The organism is Nocardia sp. NPDC057663 (genome assembly GCF_042799895.1).
In the GTDB taxonomy this organism is placed as follows: domain Bacteria; phylum Actinomycetota; class Actinomycetes; order Mycobacteriales; family Mycobacteriaceae; genus Nocardia.
Genome location: NZ_JBHVHX010000005.1, coordinates 293,025 through 313,666, shown reverse-complemented (window position 1 = coordinate 313,666; position 20,642 = coordinate 293,025). Strand labels below are relative to the sequence as shown.

Below are 20,642 nucleotides of genomic sequence, written 5' to 3'. Positions count from 1 at the left end.
TCTGCGACACACCTGTCACAAGATCCGGTGCGGCGGCGTCTTGTGTCCGACGAGTCAGTCGAGGAGGAGGTCGGACAATGAAGGTAGTGGTAGTCGGCGCCGGGTACGCGGGCACGATGGCAGCGAACCGGCTCGCCAAGAGAGCGAAGTCCACCGAGATCACGGTGCTCAACCAGCGACCGGAGTTCGTCGAACGGGTGCGGTTGCATCAGCAGGTCGCCGGAACCCGCGGTGTCGCGGCACCGCTGGGGTCGGTGCTGCGTGACGGGATCGACTGGCGGGTCGGGACCGTCGGCAAGGTGGGCGACGGGAGCGTGGTGCTCACCGACGGGCAGGTCATCGGCTTCGACTACGCGGTGCTGGCCGTCGGAAGCACGGTGTCCCCGCTGCCGGGCACGATCCCGGTCGGCATCTGGGAAGGCGCGGAGCAGGCCCGTCTGGAACTGAACGCATTGCGGGAGGGCAGCATCGTCACCGTCGTCGGCGGCGGCGCGACCGGTGTCGAGACGGCGGCCGAGGTGGCCGAGACCAGGCCCGACCTGCGGGTGCGGTTGATCGGGGCCACCGTGGCGGGATCGTTCACCCACACCGCGCACGAGCGCATCCGTGAGCTGTTGCGGCAGCTGGGTGTCGAGATCATCGACGACACCGTGGCCGAGGTCGACGCGTCCGCGACGGGCACCGTCGTCCATCTCGCATCGGGCCGGGTACTCACCTCCGACCTGACGCTCTGGGCGATCATCGGCAGCACTCCCGACCTGGCCGCCCGCAGCGGTCTACGCGTCGATCCCAGCGGCCGCGCCGTCGTCGACGACTACCTGCGCAGCGTCGACGACGAGCGGGTCTTCGCGATCGGCGACTGCGCCGCCGTCCCCGGGGCCCGCCAGTCCTGCTACACCGCCAGCCCTCAGGGCATGTACGCGGCCAACGCCCTGGCTCGCCTGAGCAGGGGCCGCGACCCGAAACCGTTCACCCTGGGCCCCTACACCGGCCGCGCCGTCACCCTCGGCCGGCACGCGGCGATCTTGCAGTTCACCCGCACCGACGACACGCTGCGCAAGGCCCACCTCGGCGGCCGGACCGCGGCCGTGCTGAAGGAACTGGCCTCCCGCACTGCGAAATTCGGCGCGACGACAGGACTCTGAACACACGGGTCATAATGAGAAGTTATGGGGTGGTGGGTGATTGCCCACTACCCGCCGACGCGAACAACCACCAGGCTCGGTGACATCCCGTGCAGCGGGCAGGCGATGGTGGAGGAGAACAGCGTGACGTTCGTGATCGGTGCCGACTGCGTCGATGTCCTGGATCGGGCCTGCATCGAGGAATGCCCGATCGACTGCATCTTCGTCGGGAACCGGATGGCCTACATCCAGCCCGACGAGTGCATCGATTGTGCTGCGTGCGAACCGGTGTGCCCGGTCGAGGCGATCCACTACGAAGACGACATTCCCGCGGGTCAGGAGCAGTTCGTCAGCGAGAACGCCCGCTTCTTCGCCGACCCGCTGCCCGGCAGGCCGAGCGCGCTCGGTCAGCCGGGTGCCGCGACGGGTGTCGGCCCGCTCGGCGTCGACACGCCGTACGTGCAGGCGTTCCAACCGTGAACGCCCGCACGTACCGGCGTGCCTACCGCTGAGCGAACATCTCCCGCAGGGCGTCGGCGATCGTGCGCAGGGCCTGATCGTCGGTCATCCGCCAATGGGTCGCGTCGACGGGATGATTGTCGACCGCTCCGGTGACCGCCGCAGTCCAGGACGAGGCACCGGCGGTTCCCGTCGGATCGTCCTGGGCCGCAGTGAAATAGGTGATGCTGCCGTCGAACGGGCGCGGCCGGTAGGCGGCGTCGAGTGCGACCGAGTCGATCGCCGCGTCCACGATCCGTTCGAGCCGCGCCGCGTCGAGTGACACCTGCGGTGCGGACAGCTCGCACAACTCCCGGGCGAACTGCCGCAGATCGACCGAGGCGTCGATGTCCTGCTCGCCTGCGCGGTCACCGGCGAACCCGCCGAGCAGATCGGCCGCGGTGACCGTGGTCGCGACACTGGTCGACGCGACCGTCAGCCTGCTGTCCAGCATGGCCAGCACGGCAACCTGTTCGCCCTCGTCCTGCAGTTGTACCGCCATGGCGTGGGCGATCACCCCGCCGAGGGACCAGCCGAGCAGGTGATACGGCCCCGCGGCCTGGACCTCGCGGATCTGCTTGACGTAGAGCCGGGCCCAGTCCTCGATCGAATCCGGCAGTGGCTCCGCCGAACTCAACGCCGGCGACTGCAGACCGTACAGCGGACGGTCGGGACCGAGATGGGCGGCGAGCCCGCTGAACGACCACGCGACACCACCGATGGGGTGGATGCAGAACAGCGGTTCGCGCGTCCCGGCGGTGCGCAACGGCAGCAGGACGTCGAACGCCGCATCGGTGCCCGCACTGTCGGCACCGCCCGCGCGCAGCGCCGCGACGATGCCCGCGGGAGTCGGCGTGGTGAAGATCCAGGTGACCGGGATCGTCGCGGCGACCGCCTCGCTCAACTGCGCGGACAGGCGGGTGGCGCTGAGGGAGGTGCCGCCGAGTTCGAAGAAGTGGTCGTCCAAGCCGACGCGATCCAGGTGCAGGACGTCGGCGAACATGTCGCACACCGTCCGCTCGATCGCGGTCCCGGGCTCACGGAAGGTGCGGGTGGCGAGGTCGGGCGCAGGCAAGGCGGCGCGGTCGAGCTTGCCGACATGGGTGAGCGGGACCTGATCGAGCACCATGATCGTGGCAGGCACCATGTGTGCGGGCAATGTCTGAGCCGCCCACTCGACGAGCTCGTCGACGACGATCTCCCGGCCCTGCGCGGCGACGACATAGGACACCAGCACCGTGGCGCCCGCCTGATTTTCCCGTCCCACGGTGACGGCGAAACCGACATCGTGGTGCGCGGCGAGGACCGCGTCGATCTCCCCGAGTTCGATCCGGAAACCACGGATCTTCAGCTGGAAGTCGGTGCGCCCGCGGTACTCGAGTTCCCCGTCGGCATTCCACGCCGCCAGGTCACCCGTGCGATACAGGCGTGCACCGGGACGGAAGGGATCGGCCACGAAGCGTTCTGCGGTGAGGTCGGGTCTGCCGAGGTACCCGGAAGCCAGCTGGGCACCGGCGAGGTACAGCTCGCCCGGCACGCCCGCGGGCACCGGTCGCAGCCGCGAATCGAGCACGTAGACCTGACTGTTCCAGACCGGCTTACCGATCGGGATGTCGCCGCTGTCGGCCGCGCGCACCCGATGGCTGGTGATCGAGACCGCGGCCTCGGTCGGCCCGTACACGTTGAACAGCGCGGTGCCCGGCGCCGCGGCTTCGAACCGGCGGGCCAGCGCCACCGGCAGTGTCTCGCCGATGGCCAGCACGCGGCGCAGCGAGGTCGGCAGCGCCACAGTCAGCAGGGCATCGAGCATCGAAGGCACCGCGTGCAGCGTGGTCACGTTCTCCCGCCGCATCAGGTCGGCGAGGTAGGCCGGATCCCGGTGGCCGTCGGGCGCCGCGATCACCAGGCGTCCACCGCACACCACCGCAGACCAGAATTCCCATACCGACAGGTCGAAGGTCGCGGCCGTCTTCAGCAACACGGCATCGGTCGCGGTGAGCCCGAATTCCTTGGTCTTCCAGCGCAACTGGTTCACGATCGCGCTGTGGGACACCGCCACGCCCTTCGGGCGGCCGGTCGATCCCGAGGTGAAGATGACGTAGGCCGTGTTCGCGGGGCGTAGCGGGGCGAGGCGGTCGCGATCGGTGAGCGGGGCGTCGCTGTGGTCGGACAGTTCGATCTGCTCGACGGACAGGACCGGTATACCGGCTGCCGTGAACGCGGTGTCGGCGTCGGTGAGTACGAGCACCGGCGCCGCGGTGTCCAGGATGTACTGCGAGCGTGCCGCCGGCTGCGCGGGGTCGATCGGTACGTAGGCGCCGCCTGCGGCGCTGACCGCGTACATCGCGACGACCAGGTCGGCCGATCGTCGCATGGCCAATGCCACCCGGGACTCCGGTCCCACACCCGCCGAGACGAGGAACCGCGCCAGGCGGTTCACGCGCGCGCCGAGTTCGGCGTAGGTCCAGTGCACGCCGTCCGCGACGAGCGCGACCGCCTCCGGCGTGGCAGCCGCGGTGGTGGCCGGCAGCGATGCGAGCGTGTCGCCCGGATCTGTGTGTCGCGCAGTGCGATTCCAGGTGTCGAGGATCCGGACCCGTTCGGCCGGTGCGAGCAGGTCGATCGTGTGGACGGGCGCACCCGGTGCGGCCAGGACGGCGTCGACGAACCGGGTGAGCCGGTCGAGGAAGCCGCGGACGGTAGCGGCGTCGAACAGATCGGTGGCGAAGGTGCAGTAGCCGCTGATCCCGGCCGGGGAGCCGTCGGTGTCGTAGCGGTCGGCCAGGATCAGGTGCAGATCGAACTGCGACAGCTCGCGGTCCAATTCCACCGACGAGACGCTGATGCCGGGCAGGTCCATCCGCACCTCGGCGAGATTCTGGAACGACAGGCCGACCTGGAACAGGGGGTGCCTGGCCGTGGAGCGGGCCGGATTGAGCACCTCCACCAGCCGCTCGAACGGGACGTCGGCATTGGCGAACGCCTGGAGATCGATCTCGCGCTGGCGGGTCAGCAGCTCGGCGAAGCTCGCGTCGCCGTCTACCTGGGTGCGGAACACCAGCGTGTTGACGAACATACCGATCAGATCGTCGAGTTCGGCCTCACCGCGTCCGGCGACCGGCGTGCCGATGGCGATGTCGGTGGTGCCCGACAGGCCGGCGAGAACTACCGCCAGCGCGGTGTGCACGGCCATGAACAGGGTCGCTCCGTGCACACGGGACAGCTCGACGAGCGCGGCATGGGTGGCGGCGTCGACGGTCAGCGGCACCCGACCGCCGGCATAGGACTGGATCGGCGGTCGCGGTCGGTCCCTGGGGAGCTCGAGCTGATCGGGCAGACCTGCGAGTGCTTGCTGCCAGTAGGCGATCTGGCCCGCGGCCATCGATGCGGGATCGGCTTCGTCACCGAGCAGCGCCTGCTGCCACACGGCGTAGTCGGCGTACTGCAGGGCCAGCGGTGCCCAGGCGGGCGCCGTGCCCTGGATCCGGGCGCTGTAGGCGGTCACCAGATCGCGGGTGAGCGGGCCACCGGAGAAACCGTCACCGGCGATGTGGTGCACCGTCATGGCCAGGACGAAGTCCTGGGGTGCCAGCTCGAACAGGGTGGCCCGCAACGGCACCTCGCCGGTGACGTCGAAGACCGTCGAGACGAGTTGGGCGACGGCTGTTTCCACGTCGGCGGCGGAGCCGGCTTGCAGCCGGGGCACGTCGGGGTGGTCCGGTGGCAGGACGACCTGCGCCGGTGTGTGGTCGACGGCCGGATACACCGTGCGCAGGATCTCGTGGCGCGCGACGACATCGGTGAACGCCTGCCGCATCGCAGCGATGTCGACCGCACCGGTCAGCCGCAGCACGACCGGAATGTTGTAGGCGGCGGTGCAGGTGTCGAACCGGTTCAGGAACCACATGCGCTGCTGCGCAGGCGAGAGCGGCAGCCGATCCGGCCGCGCCCCCGCGCGCAGGGCGGGGCGACGGCCCGCGCGGGTCAGCCGGGCGATTTCCCTGGCGCACTCGGCGACCGTGGGGGCCGCGAACAACACGCGCACCGGCACCCTGAGGTCGACGGCGGCGCCGAGCCGAGCGGTCAGCCGGGTGGCGAGCAGCGAATTGCCGCCCTGGTCGAAGAAGTTGTCGTCGGCGCCGACACGTTCCGCGCCGAGCACCTCGGCGAAGACCTCGGCGACCGTCCGTTCCAGCTCGGTCGACGGCTCCCGGTAGGGGCGGGCCGCGAAGACCGGTGCGGGAAGGGCTTTCCGGTCGAGCTTGCCTGCCGAGGACAGCGGGATCCGATCCAGTACGACCACGGCCGCCGGGACCATGTGCGCGGGCAGCATCGACGACGACCACCGTGTCACCGCGCCGGGATCGATGTCGCGGCCCGTCACATACGACACCAGCACGGTGTCACCGGCCGGGTTCTCGGCACCGACGGTGACCGCGAAGGTGACCTGCGGGTGCCGCGTGAGGACGGCGTCGATTTCGCCCGGCTCGATCCGGAAACCGCGGATCTTGACCTGGAAATCGGTCCGCCCCAGGTAGTCCAGCTCGTAGGAGCCTGCCGCGGCGCCACGCACCCACCGGACCTGGTCACCGGTGCGGTACATGCGCTCGCCCGGTGCGCCCCACGGGTCGGCGACGAACCGGTCCGCGGTCGCGGCGCTGCGCCCGCGATACCCGCGCGCGAGGGCGGGACCCGCCAGATACAGCTCACCGGTGGCGCCGACAGGCACCGGATGCAACCGGCCGTCGAGGACGACGGCCCGCATCCCCGGCACCGGGCGGCCAATAGAAATGCGTTGCCCGGCACGCAGCGTCGCGTAGGTCGCGCCGATGGTCGCCTCGGTCGGGCCGTAGCCGTTGAGGAAGTAGCGGCCGGGCTGCCAGGTGGCCAGGAGTTCGGCGGTGGTGGCCTCACCACCCGCGGACACGCACACCAGATCCGGCAGTCCCGCCGGATCGAGCGTGCCGAGCAGCGCGGGGGTGATGATCGTGTGCGTCACCCGTTCGGCACGCAGCAGGTCGTCCAGTTCGGCGCCACCGACCGTGTCCGGCGGCGCGATCACCAGGGTGGCGCCGCGGTGGAAGGCGGTGCCGATCTCCTCGATCGATTGGTCGAAGCTGGGCGAGCACACATGCAGCATCCGGTGGTCGTGCCGCAGCCCCATCAGGTTCGCCGAGTGCGCGACGAGCGCGCCGAGTCCGGCATGGGTGACCGAGACACCCTTGGGCACACCGGTGGAGCCGGAGGTGTAGATCACGTACGCCGCGTGATCGCGGCGCAACGAGGCCCGGCGGTCCCGGTTGCGCACCGGGGTCGACGCGCGGGCGTCGATGCGCGAACGCACGGCCGGATCGTCGAGGACCAGCCAGCGCACCGATCCGGCGAGTCCGTGCACGCGAGCGGCCACGGTGATGCCCACCGTCGCACCGGAGTCGTCGAGCATGTGCCGGACGCGGTCCGCGGGATAGTTCGGGTCGACCGGCAGATACACCCCGCCGGCTTTCGCGACGGCCCAGAACGCGAGGATCGACTCGTAGCTGCGGGGAATCGCCGACGCGACCACGGTTTCCGGGCCGACACCGTCGGCGATCAGGACACGCGCCAAACGGGAGGATGCCTCGTCGAGCTCACCGTAGGTGACGGTTGTTCCGTTGTCGCGCACTGCGATGCGGTGCTGGCCGTAGCCGGTGCCGCGGACCAGGAGTTCGGGCAGTGTGCCGGTCACGGGCGGTGTCGCACCGTCCCCGATCCGGGTCAGGAACGCGAATTCCGCCTGGTTCGACAGCGGCAGGTCACCGACCGGTGTCTCGGGTCGCCGTGCGACCGCGCCCAGCAGGCGGACGAGACGCTGACCGAAGGTGCAGGCCGCGTGATCGTCGAAGAGTGTTCGCGCGAAGGATATCTCGACGGACATGCCTGCATCGCCGTCGAGCACCGCCACGGCGAGGTCGGCGTCATCGGACGGCAGATCTCCGACAATGAGAGAGACCTGTCCCAGCGACCCTTGCTCGGCACCGAGCAGGACGGCCAGCTCGGCGAGGGAGATTCCGGCATGGGCCAGGCCCGCGGACTCGGCGTGGTGAGCAGGCGCGAGCAGGTCCAGGAACCGGGCGGCCGGGTCCACCTGGGTACGCAGCACCAGGTCGGTGTGCCGGTCGCCGGGCGTCGTCCCGCCGATCACGATGTCACTGGTTCCGGTGAGCCGCGCAAGGAGCACGGCCAGCGTCGTGCGGACCAGCGCCGACCAGGTCACGCCGGCGGACTCGGTGAGCAGGCGCAGGTCACGGCGCACCGCCGACGGGATCGGCAGCTGTGTCCGGCCGCGCCCGGCCGGCTGCTTGTCCTCGTGGTGTCGATCCGTGGGGAGCGCTGGTCGGCCGGGCAGGTCGGCCAGTGTCCGCCGCCAGTAGCTCGATCGCGTGATCGGGTCGGCCACGGAGTCGAGCCGGTGCGCGATGGCCGCTGCGGTGGTGTCCGGCGTGGCGATCAGGTCGTCGATGACGGTGCGGAGCCGGTCGGTCACGGCCTGCGCGGTGGCATCGGAGACGAGATCGCGGCGGTACTTGATCTGCACCTGGGTGCGGGCGCCGAGGAACACCAGGATCGTGATCGGGTAGTGGGTGTGGTCGGCGCCGCGCAGGTCGTCGATGCTCAGGTTGTCGAGCGCGCCGCCCGCCTCCCGGAGACCGTCGACGTCGACGGGGAAGGACTCGAACGCGAGCATGGTGTCGAACAATTCACCGAGCCCCGCGACGCGCTGGATCGCGCCGAGCCCGAGATGGTGGTGATCCAGCAGCGACGCCTGCTCGGCCTGCACCGCGCGGATCAGCTCCCCGACCGTGCCGGTGGCATCGATGCGGACCCGCACCGGGACCGCGTCCACGAACAGGCCGATCATGTCGCCGACACCGTCGAGATGCGGTGGACGGCCGGACACGGTGGCGCCGAACACGACATCGTCGCTGCCGGTGCTCGCGGCGACGACCAACCCCCACGCCGTCTGGAACACGGTGTTCGGCGTCACCTCGGCAGCGGCGGCGAACGCGGTCAACTCGCCGGTCCGGTCGGCGTCGAGCTCGAACTCGCACAGCCCGAATCCGTCGCCGGAGGCGGGCGGCCACGTCAGTTCCGGCGCGAGCACGGTCGGGCGCACCCCGGCCAGGACATCGGACCACGCGTGCTCCGCGGTCGCACGGTCCTGGCGGGTGAGCCACTCGAGGTAATCGCGGTACGGCCGCACCGGCGGCAACACCGCCGCGTCGCCGCCGGTCGCGTACAGGACGAGCAGTTCCTTCATCAGCAGCGGCATGGACCAGCCGTCGAGCAGGATGTGATGCCCGGTCAGGACGAGATGGCTACGCCCGGAACCGGTGGCGTACACCGTGAATCGCAGCAGCGGCGCGATCGCCGGATCGAATCCTGCGTCCTGATCGGCGGCCAGCAGGGCGGGCAGGTCGGTGTCGGCGACCTCGCCGACGATCCGCAACGGTGCCTCCACGGAGTCGGCCACCAGCTGCACCGGTGTGCCGTCGGGCGCGGTGACGAACGCGGAGCGCAGGTTGGCGTGCCGGGCCAGGACGGTCCTGGCCGCGCGGCGCAGCCGGTCGATGTCCAGCTCACCGGTCAGGTCGGCGACGAGCTGGATGACGTAGGCATGCACCGACTCGTCGAGCAGTTCGCCGAGGGCCAGCAGGGAGTGCTGCAGCGGGGAGAGCGGCAGCACATCCGCCAGCCCCGGGTGGCTGCGGCGCCAGGTATCCAGATCGTTCTGCGAAACCCGAACCAGCGGAACATCGGAGGGCGTGAGTCCGCCTGCGTCCGGGTGCCGGGTGTGTTCTGCGAGTGCCGCGAGGCGGTGGGTCCACTCGTCGGCCAGTTCCCGTACCGCGGCCTCGTCGAGGATGCCGGTGGCATAGCGGAAGCTCGCCTGTAGTTGCAGACCGGACTCGGTGGTGACGGCGATGGCGTTGATGTCGAGGACGGCGGTCGCGGGCAGGGTGGGGTCGTAGTCGACGTCGATGTCGCCGAGATCGGCAGTGGGAAGCCAGGCAGCGTCGCCCGTGGGCTGAGCGGCCGTGGTTGCGCGGCCTAGGTAGTTGAAGCCGATCTGGCCGATGTCGCCGGTCAGCTGGGTCCCGGCATCCGGATCGTGGTGGCGCAGGAGGCCGAAACCGATGCCGCTGTCGGGCACCGCCAGCAACTGTTCCTTGACCGTCCGCACCGTCGCGGCGAGCCCATCGTCATCGATGCCGGTGGTGGCGATGCCGGACAGGTCGAGGACGACGGGGTACACGCTGGTGAACCAGCCGACGGTGCGCGTCAGATCGGCGCCGGGGACGGCGTCTTCCGCGCGTCCGTGGCCTTCGAGCCGGATCCGGAGGGTGGCGGCGTCGACGCCGCGCCGGGAACGCCAGTCACGCACGGCGAGGGCGAGAGCGGCGAGCAGCGCGTGGTCGGCGCCCGCCCGGTACTGCGCGGGCAGCGTCGTGAGCAGCGATTCGGTGACCTCGACCGGCACCTGCACGGTGATCGACCGCATGGTCGACTCGGTGTCGAGGGCGCGGTCCAGCGCCCGTTCGCCGAGCAGCGGATCCGGGGTCGACATCACCTGCCGCCAGTAGCCGAGTTCGGCGGTGCGGTCCGCCTCCGCCAGACCCTGTGCCCAACGGCGGAAAGAGGTACCGACCGGTGGCAGCGAGATCTCCTGTCCCGCAGCGTATTGCGCCCAGGCGATGACGAGGTCGGGGAGCAAGATCCGCCACGACACACCGTCGATGACGTAATGGTGCGCGGCCACCGCGAGCACATCGCGCGCCCCGTGCCTGCGCACCCAGGTGAACGCGATCATCCGCGCATCCGCGGGATCGAGCGCCGACAGCGCGGAATCCATTGCGGCGCTACCGATCCGGGTCAGCTCGGCGCCATCCGCGTCGGCCGCGTCGAGCTCGGACACCAGCGAACCCGCATCGACGGCGTCGGCCGGCAGCACCTCGAGCTGCCACCGGTCACCGTCGTGTCGCAGGCGCGAACGCAGCATGTCATGGTGACGCAGCACCGCGGCGACGGTGGCGACCAGACCGGCCCGATCGATGTCGTCGGGCAGCGCCAAGACCATGGTCTGCGCGAACCGATCGCTGGAGCCGCTGGTCAGGAATTCGGCCAGCACCGGCGTCAACGCGACCTCACCGACGCCGCCACCCGGCAGCTCCGCCAGAATCGGTGCGGAAGGACTGTCGACGGCGGCGATCTCGGCCAGCTTCGCCACGGTACGGTGCTCGAACACCTCCCGCGTCGTGAAGACGATGCCCGCCGCCCGGGCGAGCGAGACCAGCTGGATCGACAGAATGCTGTCGCCGCCGATCGCGAAGAACGAATCGTGCACGCCGACCGACGGCACGCCGAGAACACGGGCGAACAGGTCGGCCAGGCGTGTCTCCAGTTCCCCCATCGGCGCGCAGGCCGCCGCGGTCACGGCGACAGGTTCCGGTAGTGCCTTGCGGTCGAGCTTGCCGTTGGAGGTCAGCGGCATCGCGTCGAGTACCACGATCGCCGAGGGCACCAGATGGGCAGGCAGGCACTGCGCGGCGTACTCGGTGAGCGCGGCCGGATCGGCCGTACGGTCCTGTGCCGCAATCACATAGGACACCAGCGTCGTCGACCCGGACGCGGTCGGCCGACCCACCGTCACCGCGGATTCGACATCCTCGTGACGGGCGAGCACGGCATCGACTTCACCGGGCTCGATGCGGAACCCGCGCACCTTGAGCTGGGTGTCGGCGCGACCCACATAGTCGAGTTCCCCGTTGCGCCGGCGCACGAGATCACCCGTGCGGTACATCCGCGCACCGGGGACACCCCAGGGGTCGGCGACGAACCGGGACGCCGTCATCGCCGACTGGTTCCGGTAGCCGCGGGCCAACGCGTTTCCGGCCAGGTACAGCTCGCCGGTGACGCCCGGCGCGACCGGATTCAACCGGGCGTCCAGCACCATCGCATACGTTGATTGCACCGGAGCGCCGATCGTGATGCGCTGTCCCGCAACGAGTTCGGCGTACGAGGAGATGATGGTGGTTTCGGTGGGGCCGTAGCCGTTGAGGTAGCGGCGGTTCGGCTGCCATTTCGCCAGCAACTCGGGCGTGGTCACGTCGCCACCTACCGACACGAGCTCCAGCCGGTCCAGTCCGGCTGGATCCAGCGTGCCGAGCACGGCGGGCGTGATGATCGCGTGCGTCACAGACTCACCGGCCAGGATCTCGGCGAGCTCGACGCCACCGACGATCTCGGCGGGCACGACGACCAGCGTCGCCCCGGTGGAGAACGCGCACAGCCACTCGAGCACCGACGGGTCGAAGCAGGGCGTGCAGATGTGCAGGAAACGGTGATCCGAGGTGAGGCGGTAGCGGCGGACCGCCTCGTCCACGAGATCACCCAACCCGGCGTGAGTCACCGTGACGCCCTTGGGCAAGCCCGTGGAGCCCGAGGTGTAGATGACATACGCGGGATGCTGCACCCGCAGCGGTCCGAGGCGGTCCGCATCGGTGACCGGTGTGGCGGTGTGCGCGGCACAGGCCAGTTCCACCGCGGGGTCGTCGAGCGTCAGCCAGTCCACGCCATCGGGCAGACCGTTCAGGTGCGTGGTCGCGGTGATGCCGAGTGCCGCTCCCGAATCGGTGACCAGATGCCCGAGCCGCTGTGCGGGATAGCCGGGGTCCATCGGCACATGGACGCCACCGGCCTTCGCGATCGCCAGCGCGGCGACGACCATGTCGGCAGACCTCGGCAAGGCCACGGCGACAGCGACTTCCGGTCCGACACCATGTGCGATCAGCTCGCGGGCCAGCCGCGATGTCTGCGCGTCCAGCTCGCCGTAGGTGATCGAGCGGCCCCGGTGCCGGATGGCGATCCGATCCCGGCCCAGCGCGACACCGCCCGCCATCAGATCAGGGAACAATGCCGCAGGTTCAGGGCAGGCGGGCCGCGCGGTCAGGGCCGCCAGCTCCCCGGCGCTGAGCATCGCGAGTTCGCCGACCAGGGTCCGTGGCTGCACTGTCACCGCCATCAGCAGACGCAGTAATCGGTCGGCGAAGACCGAGACCGTATTCCGGTCGAACAGTGCACTGGCGAAAGCGAACTCGGCGGCAAGACCGCCCTCAGGGTTCGTGTGCCAGCTCAGAACGAGATCGGCTTGTGTCGGCTCCGCGACCGGTCGCGCCTCGGGCAACACCATGACCCGCACGATCGGCTGCGAGGCATCCGGTGAGCTCAGGGCCGTCAGTTCCGCCGTCGACAATCCTGGTCGAGCGAAAGCGTGCCGGGCGACCTCGGTGGCGTCGACGAGTAACTCCTCGAAGCATGCGCCGCCCGGCACCTGTAGCCGGAGCACCAGCGTCCGTGCATCCGGCGCCTGCGGGCACGGCGTGCCGATCGCGATGTCCTGGCCGCCGGACAACCGTGCGAGCAGGACCGCGAAGGCCGCGTGCACGACGCTGAACACCGTGGTCTCGTGCGCTCGGGCGACCTCGCCCAGCCGGGAGTGCAGGGCGGCGGACATCGCGAAGCCGACACGCTCGTCGGCCGTCACCGGCAGGGCAGGACGCAGACGGTCCGCAGGAAGGTTCAGTTCCGCGGGCAGGTCCGCGAGAACCGCACGCCAATACGCGGCCCGCGCGATCGGGTCATTGCCCTGTGCCAAGGAGTCGAGCAGCTCTGCGGCGGTGCGATCCGGCGTCCGGACGAACGCATCCAGCGTCGCACGTAACCGCTGGGCCAGTGCTTGCGCGACATCGTCGCCGATCGTGTCGAGCCGGTACTGCAGGCCGACGCGGATCCCGTCGCCCACCTCGACCCCGACCGCCACCGGATAGTGCGTGGCATTGGCGGCCTGGACATCAACGATCTCCAGTCCGTCGATCGCCCCGTGCGCGCGCCGCATCCCCTCGGTGTCGACCGGGTACGACTCATACGCCATGAGGGTGTCGAACAGCTCGCCCGCACCCGCGGCCCGCTGGATATCGGTCAGCCCCAGATGGTGACCGTCGAGCAGCGCGACCTGCTCGGACTGCAACCGCGACAACAGCGCACGCAGCGGTGCGTCGCCGTCGAACCGGACACGCACCGGGACGGTGTTCGCGAAAAGACCGACCATGCCGTCGATTCCGTCGAGCTGCGGCGGCCGCCCCGACACCACAGCGCCGAACAGCACATCCTCGCGGCCGACCGCACCGGCCAGCACGAGGCCCCACGCCGCCTGGAACAGCGTGTTGACCGTGACATCGCCGGCCGCCGCGCACGCCGCCAGGACCTCGGCCTCGGCCGGTGACAGGTCGACGGTGGACATCCCGTAACCGGTTGTGCACTCGACGGGCGGCGTGACCGCGGCCGTCAGCAAGGTGGGCTCGTGCCCGGACAGCGCCTGGCACCAATCTTCTAGCGCGGCAGAGCGATCCTGGCCGTCCAGCCAGGCGAGATAGTCACGGTAGGGCCGGACCCGCGGCAGCACCGCCGGAGCACCATCGGTCGCGTAGCAGACCAGCAGTTCCCGCATCAGCAACGGCATCGACCAGCCGTCCACCAGCAGATGATGCGCGGTCAGCACCAGATGCATCCCACCCTCGGCGCGGCGATACACCGTGAACCGCAGCAGCGGCGCCGTCGACAGGTCGAAACCGATCCGCGCCTCGGCGGCCAGGAACGCCTCGGCGTCAGTCTCGGTGGTATCGACGATCCGCCACGGCACCGTCACACCCTCGGCGACGAACCCGACCGGCGTTCCCGTCGCCGCCGAACCGAACGAGGTACGCAGGATCGCGTGCCGGTCGAGAACGGCCTGCGCCGCTCGCCGCAACCGATCGGTATCCACCTCGCCCGCCAGCTCGACAGCCAACTGGACCAGATACGGGTCCGCAGGCGACACCTGCGCGAGGAACAACAACCCGAGCTGCAACGGCGCCAGCGGCAGCACATCACTCAACCCTGCGCGTTCACGCTGCCAAACGTCCAGTTCAGCCTGGGTGACCCGCACCAGCGGAACATCGGCGGGGGACAGGCCCCCAGCCGCCGGATCACGCACATGGTCGGCCAGGACCGTCAGCGCCGCCGTCCAGCAGTCGGCCAGCTCCCGCACCGACGCCTCATCGACGATCCCGGACGCGTAGGAGAACGACGCCCGCAACTCCACACCCGCGTCGGTACCGGTGGCCAGCGCGTTGATATCCACCACGGCGGCAGCGGGCAGCGCAGGATCCTGCTCCGCCGCCGGCTCACCCCAGTCGGCGGTGGGCAGCCACCCGGCATCGAACGCCTCCGCCACCTCACTCGCCGACACCCGCCCCAGATAATTGAAGCCGACCTGGCCGAGCGCACCACCCAGCGACGCCGCGGATTCGGAGTCCAGATGCCGCAGCATGCCGAAGCCGATGCCCTTGTGCGGCACCGCCAGCAGCTGCTCCTTGATCGCCTTGACCACCGCGGCGGTAGCCTCGCCACCGCGCCACGCGGCCTCGGCATCGATCCCGCTCAGATCGAGAGCGACCGGATACATGCTGGTGAACCAGCCGACCGTCCGCGTCAGATCCGCCCCGTCGACCACCGACGCCTCACGGCCATGACCCTCCAGCCGGACCCGCGTCGCCGGCGCATCGACACCACGGCGGCCCCGCCACAGACGCACCGCCAGCGCCAGCGCGGCCAGCAATCCATCCTCGGCACCCGCGCGATACAGCGTCGGCAACTCGGTCAGCACCGCCTGCGTGACATCGGCGGGCACCGTGACACTGAAAGTCCGCACGGTGGGCGCGGTGTCGACAGCAGCATCGAGCAGCCGGTCGCCGAGCAGCGGGTCGGGGACCGCCAAGGTGCGCTGCCAGTGGTCGAGCTCGTCGCGGCGATCCGTCGCCGCATCGGACAGCGCGTGCGCCCACCGGCGGAACGAAGTCCCCACCGCAGGCAACACGATCCGCTGCCCGGCCGCCTGCTGCGCCCACGCGGCAACCAAGTCCGACAACAGGATTCGCCAGGAAACACCGTCGATCACCGCGTGATTCGCCGCGACGATCAGCCCGTCCTGGCCGTCCTCGCGCGACAGCCACCCGAAGGCGATCATCCGGGACGCCTGCGGGTCCAGCGAGGCGAGCGCGGAATCCATCGCGGCCTCGGCGATATCGGCGAGCTCGCCCGTGCTCCGACCCGCCGGAACATCAATCCGGGTGAGCAGTCCATTCACCTCGACAGCGCCTGGCGGCAGCGTCTCCAGCAGCCATCGCCCGTCGACCTCCCGCAGACGCGCACGCAGCATGTCGTGATGATCGACCACCGCGGCAAGGGTGCTCAGCACGCCGTCCCGGTCGATGCCGGCAGGCAAGGCCAGCACCATCTGCTGGCTGAACCGGCCGAAAACCCGCCCGCCCGCCAGCGTGGCGGCCAGCACCGGGGTCAGCGGGATCTCACCGATCCCACCACCCGGCAACTCCGGCAGCGCAGGCGCCTGCTCGCCACCCAGCACCGCCACCCGCGCCAACCCGGCGACGGTCCGCTGCGCGAACACATCCTGCGGAGTGAACGAGATACCCGCCGCACGCGCCCGCGTCACCAGCTGGATGGACAGAATGCTGTCCCCGCCCGACGCGAAGAACGAATCCTCGGCGCCGATCTGCTCCACACCCAGCACCTGGGCGAACAACTCTGCGATCCGGGTCTCGACCGGACCCTCCGGGGCGCGCGACCCGACAGCACCGAACACCGGCACGGGCAGCGCAGCGCGATCGAGCTTTCCGTTGGGCGTCAGCGGGATCTCGTCCAGCACCACGAGGACGGTCGGCACCATATGACCGGGCAGCGAAGTGCCGACGAAGCGGGCCACCTCCCCGGTATCGACCGAAACACCCTGGCGGGGGAGCACATACGACACCAGCACAGTCGCACCGGAATCCGCTGTCACACCCAGGGTGACGGCGTACTCGAGGTCCGGATGCGCGGTGAGCGCCGTATCGATCTCCCCGAGTTCGATACGGAACCCGCGGATCTTCACCTGGAAATCGGAACGGCCGAGATACTCGAGCTCACCGCCCGACGTGCGGCGAACCAGGTCACCGGTCCGGTACATCCGCGACCCCGCCGCACCGGCAAAGGGCGCCGCGACGAACCGATCCGCCGTGAGCCCCGGCCTGCCCAGGTAACTCTGAGCGAGCGCGGGACCCGACAGGTACAACTCACCGGCAACGCCCGCGGGGACCGGCCGCAGCCGAGCATCCAGCACCATCGCACCGACTCCGGTGAATGCCGAACCGATGGTGATCGGCGCTCCCGCCACCAGCTCGGCGCTGCCGGTCGCCAGAATGGTGGCCTCGGTCGGGCCGTACCCGTTGAAGAAGGCCCGGTCGCCGACCGCCCACCGGTCGACGAGGGCAGGGCCGAACGCATCGCCCGCGACGACAACGACCCGCAACGCATCCAGCCCGTGCGCATCGACGGACTCCAGCGCCGCCGGGGTGATCAGCACATGGGTCACCCGTTCCCGGCGCAACAGCACGGCCAGATCGGGACCGCCGAACACCGTCGGGGGAGAGACCACCAGCGTGGCGCCGGCATTGAACGTCAGCAGCAGCTCGAGCACCGAGACATCGAAGTTCGGCGAACACACATGCAGCACCCTGGCGTCCGCCTCGACCGCATACCGCTCCCGCGCCGCCGCGACCAAGGCACCCAAACCGGTGTGGGTGACGACCACGCCCTTGGGACGACCGGTCGACCCCGACGTGTAGATGACGTAGGCGGGATGCTGATCGGTCAACGGACGGACCCGGTCGACATACGAGATCGGATGAGCGGGGCGCGACGCGATCCGATCCCGGTGCGGCGCGGCGTCGATCTCGACCCACTCGATCCCGTCGCCCAGTGCCTGCCGGTGCGCCGAGCAGGTGAGACCGAGCATCGCGCCGGAGTCGGCGACGAGATAGGCGATCCGGTCCGCGGGCAGCGCCGGGTCGACCGGAACGTAGGCGGCGCCGGTCTTGGCCACCGCCCACACCGCGAGCACCGACTCGATCGAACGGGTGAAACCCAACGCCACGACATCGCCCGGACCGACCCCACGGTCCAGCAGATCCCTGGCCAGCCGCGACGAGGACTCGTCGAGCTGGGTGTAGGTGAGCTCGCGCCGGGCACCGCCGTCGACGGGGGAGAAGGTGATCGCGATCGCGTCGGCCGCGGCGTCGACGGCAGCGGTCAGCAGCTGCGCGAAAAGGGGAGTGCTCGACTTGCGGTTGCCTCGACCTCGCTGCGCACGACGAACTTCACCCATCCGAGTACTACATCCTTCATCTATCCGGCCCACAGCTGCGATGACCCACGAACCCTGTCGGATTCTGGGCCTTACCAGGTGGTGGACCAGTGTCGAACAAGCAAGAAGGAGTCGATATAGGGGCGTTCGGCGACCATGACACCACACGTCACGCTGTCACGACCACACAATCGGCGCGCACACGTACGTCAAACGCACCCCGCCACCGAAATTTGTGCGCATGGCACAATATCGCGGACAGTTTTTGTTCAACGGACGGAGCGCCCGGTGGCGGCATACGGATCACTGGTGTGGGTCGGACAGGCACTGGGCCCACTCACCGAGCCGATCACCGACGACCTCATCCGGGTGACCGAGCAGATGATCCCGGTCACCGACATCGCCTTCGACCTCGCCGAGTTGCGCGCCGCCAGCATCGCCGAGAACATCGCCCTCGTGCAATACGTCCTGGCCAACAACATCGACCCGGCCACCGTTGCCCCACCCGCAGGCGCCGCGGCCTACGCCCAGCGCCTCGCCCGACGCGGGGTACCGCTGACAGTGCTCCTGCGCGCCTACGGGCTGGGGCAATACCGGCTGCTCGACGCGGCCATCGGCCTGATCCTCGCCGTGCCGAGCACCGACCAGGCCGCCCGGATCGCGCAGCTGCTCAAATTCGCCGGCACCTACCTGGACCGCCTCAACTCCTCGATGGGCCGGATCTACGAGACCGAACGCGATCGCTGGCTCAGCAGCCGCCAAGCGGCCCGTCAGCAGTGGATCGCCCGGCTCCTCGACAGCGACGACGTCGACCTCCCCGCAGCCGAAGCAGCGCTGGGCTACCGCCTCGACCGAGAGCACCTGGCGGCCGAAGTATGGACGCTGCCGGGCGCCAACAGCGCGGAGGCCGTGCGTGTGCTCGAACAGGCACGCCAGCTGATCGCCGCCGCCATCCCCGGCGGCGGTACCGACATGGTCGCGACCACCGGCGACCGCGATATGCGGCTGTGGCTCCCCGCCGAAGACTTCTCACTCGACCGGCTCACCGACCAGATCAAGGCATCCGGCCTGCCGGTGCGCGTCGCCTTCGGATCCGTCGGCGGGGGAGTATCGGGGTTCCGGCGCACGGCCCGCAGCGCGGCACGGGCGAAGGCACTGGCCGTGTCCGCCAGGCAGTCCGCACCCGCCGTCATCGATTTCGACGCGGTCGCCCCGTTCGCCCTCCTGGCCGACGAGCCGGACGAACTCGCCGATCTCGTCCACCGCGTCCTCGGACCACTGGCGGTCGACAACGCGAAGACGGAACTGCTGCGCCACACGCTGGAGGTGTTCCTCGCCGAAAGCGGCAGCTACTCACGCACCGCCCGGGTACTCCAAGTCCATCGCAACACCGTCCAGTACCGCATCCAGCAACTCACCGGTCGCTACGGAATCGCCGTGGACACCGACAACTTCGAGCTGCGATTCGCCCTCGGGGTATGCCGCTGGTACCGCCACGTCCTCACCCCATCGATCTGAGTCCGCTCGGTTTGTGCGTGCCGCACAGACTCACAGCCGGCGAAGCCCGCGCAGGACCTGCAGGAAGGGAACCGACGCGCTGAGGCCTGTTCGCAGGCTCGGATGCATGGGACTCAGATTCATGGCCACCGCGTAGCGCACACCGTGATCGCAGCGCTCGGCCATCTGTTCCAGAATCTCGGCGGGCGTGCCCACCACGAAAATCTCGCGTACCAGCGACGGCGGCACCAACCGGGCATAGGTGAGCGCGGTTGCTTCGTCGATGGTCTGGGGGAGTAGGTCCTGGAGACCACTGAACGTCGCGCCGAGCGGGTGCTCGACGCCGTGCTTCCTCCAGACGCTCGCCGGCGCGACCAGAGACATCGCCCGCGGCACCACCGATCCCACCAACTCGTCGGCTTCGGCGGTGCTGCCGCCGACCAGCATCCAGAAGTAGGCAGCGGGAACGATCGCCGACGGGTCACGCCCGGCATCGGACGCGGCGCTCCGCACGATGTCGAGCTTTTCCGCATACTCCTTCGGCCGGTGCGGAAACACGGGGAACCAGGCGTCGCCGTACTGTCCGGTGGCCCGCAACATCCGAGGCCCGTGCGCGCCGATCCAGATCTCGGGCCGGGTGCCTTTGTACGGCGGAACATCGAAGACGGCGTCCTGGAGAGGGAAGTACTCCGAGTCCCGGCTGACCGGTTTCCCGGCGGAATCCCACAGGAACCGGATCGTGGCGACCGCTTCCTCGAATCGGGCTACCGGCTTCGACCAGTCCACCCCATACGGCTCGTTTCCTTCCCGCTCACCAGGGCCGATCCCGAGAATCGCGCGACCACGGCTCAGCAAGTGCAGTGTTGCCGCCGCCTGCGCGGTCACCGCCGGATTGCGGCGGCCGGCGTCGGTGACCGCGACACCGAGCCGCTTGCGGGCGACCCGATTGCGAGCAGCGAGGTAGCCGAGCGCCGTCCACGGTTCATAAAAGGCGTTGGCCTTTCCCGCGAGCCGGGCACCGCCGACATACTTCGACTGCCAGATCGACGCGGGAAAGGCTGCGATCAAATGATCCGGCATCCACAGCGAGTCGCAACCGGCGGCAATCGCGAGCATCTGACTATTCCGCAGCAAGAAGTCGGGGAGGAAGCGCGGCACCATTCCAGGGTCCGCCAAACCGGTACGAAACCCATGAGTCATGCATTCATTGTGCGACGAAGTCGACCGCTCGGGTAGAGGCATATCTG

Annotated in this window: 5 protein-coding genes; 3 read left to right on the top strand and 2 right to left on the bottom strand. The window is 69.7% G+C overall.

Annotated elements, in window-relative coordinates:
• The first annotated feature begins 77 nt into the window (after positions 1–77).
• Together ACFVAV_RS15055 and fdxA are read left to right on the top strand one after the other, a co-directional pair.
• Positions 78–1,145: an NAD(P)/FAD-dependent oxidoreductase gene (locus tag ACFVAV_RS15055; protein WP_379035147.1), complete on the top strand. Its 1,068-nt coding sequence runs from the start codon at positions 78–80 to the stop codon at positions 1,143–1,145.
• 123 nt (positions 1,146–1,268) lie between these two features.
• Positions 1,269–1,604: a ferredoxin gene (gene fdxA, locus ACFVAV_RS15050; RefSeq protein ID WP_379035144.1), complete on the top strand. Its 336-nt coding sequence runs from the start codon at positions 1,269–1,271 to the stop codon at positions 1,602–1,604.
• 22 nt (positions 1,605–1,626) lie between these two features.
• Here fdxA and ACFVAV_RS15045 read toward each other — a convergent pair whose 3' ends face one another.
• Positions 1,627–17,919, bottom strand: a complete 16,293-nt coding sequence (locus ACFVAV_RS15045) for an amino acid adenylation domain-containing protein (RefSeq protein WP_379035142.1) — start codon at positions 17,917–17,919, stop codon at positions 1,627–1,629.
• A gap of 267 nt (positions 17,920–18,186) precedes the next feature.
• Between ACFVAV_RS15045 and ACFVAV_RS15040 the strand changes: the two genes are divergently transcribed.
• Positions 18,187–19,416: a PucR family transcriptional regulator gene (locus ACFVAV_RS15040; RefSeq protein ID WP_379035140.1), complete on the top strand. Its 1,230-nt coding sequence runs from the start codon at positions 18,187–18,189 to the stop codon at positions 19,414–19,416.
• 30 nt (positions 19,417–19,446) lie between these two features.
• On the opposite strand, the gene ACFVAV_RS15035 is transcribed toward ACFVAV_RS15040, so the two are convergent.
• Positions 19,447–20,595, bottom strand: coding sequence for an LLM class flavin-dependent oxidoreductase (locus ACFVAV_RS15035; protein WP_379035135.1), 1,149 nt, complete (start codon positions 20,593–20,595; stop codon positions 19,447–19,449).
• Positions 20,596–20,642 lie beyond the last annotated feature (47 nt).

What these genes read in the sequence shown, in the direction of transcription:
- ACFVAV_RS15045 (WP_379035142.1), bottom strand. Translation starts at nt 17,919, where the DNA reads ATGGGTGAAGTTCGTCGTGCGCAGCGAGGTCGAGGCAACCGCAAGTCG.
- ACFVAV_RS15035 (WP_379035135.1), bottom strand. Translation starts at nt 20,595, where the DNA reads ATGACTCATGGGTTTCGTACCGGTTTGGCGGACCCTGGAATGGTGCCG.
- ACFVAV_RS15055 (WP_379035147.1), top strand. Translation starts at nt 78, where the DNA reads ATGAAGGTAGTGGTAGTCGGCGCCGGGTACGCGGGCACGATGGCAGCG.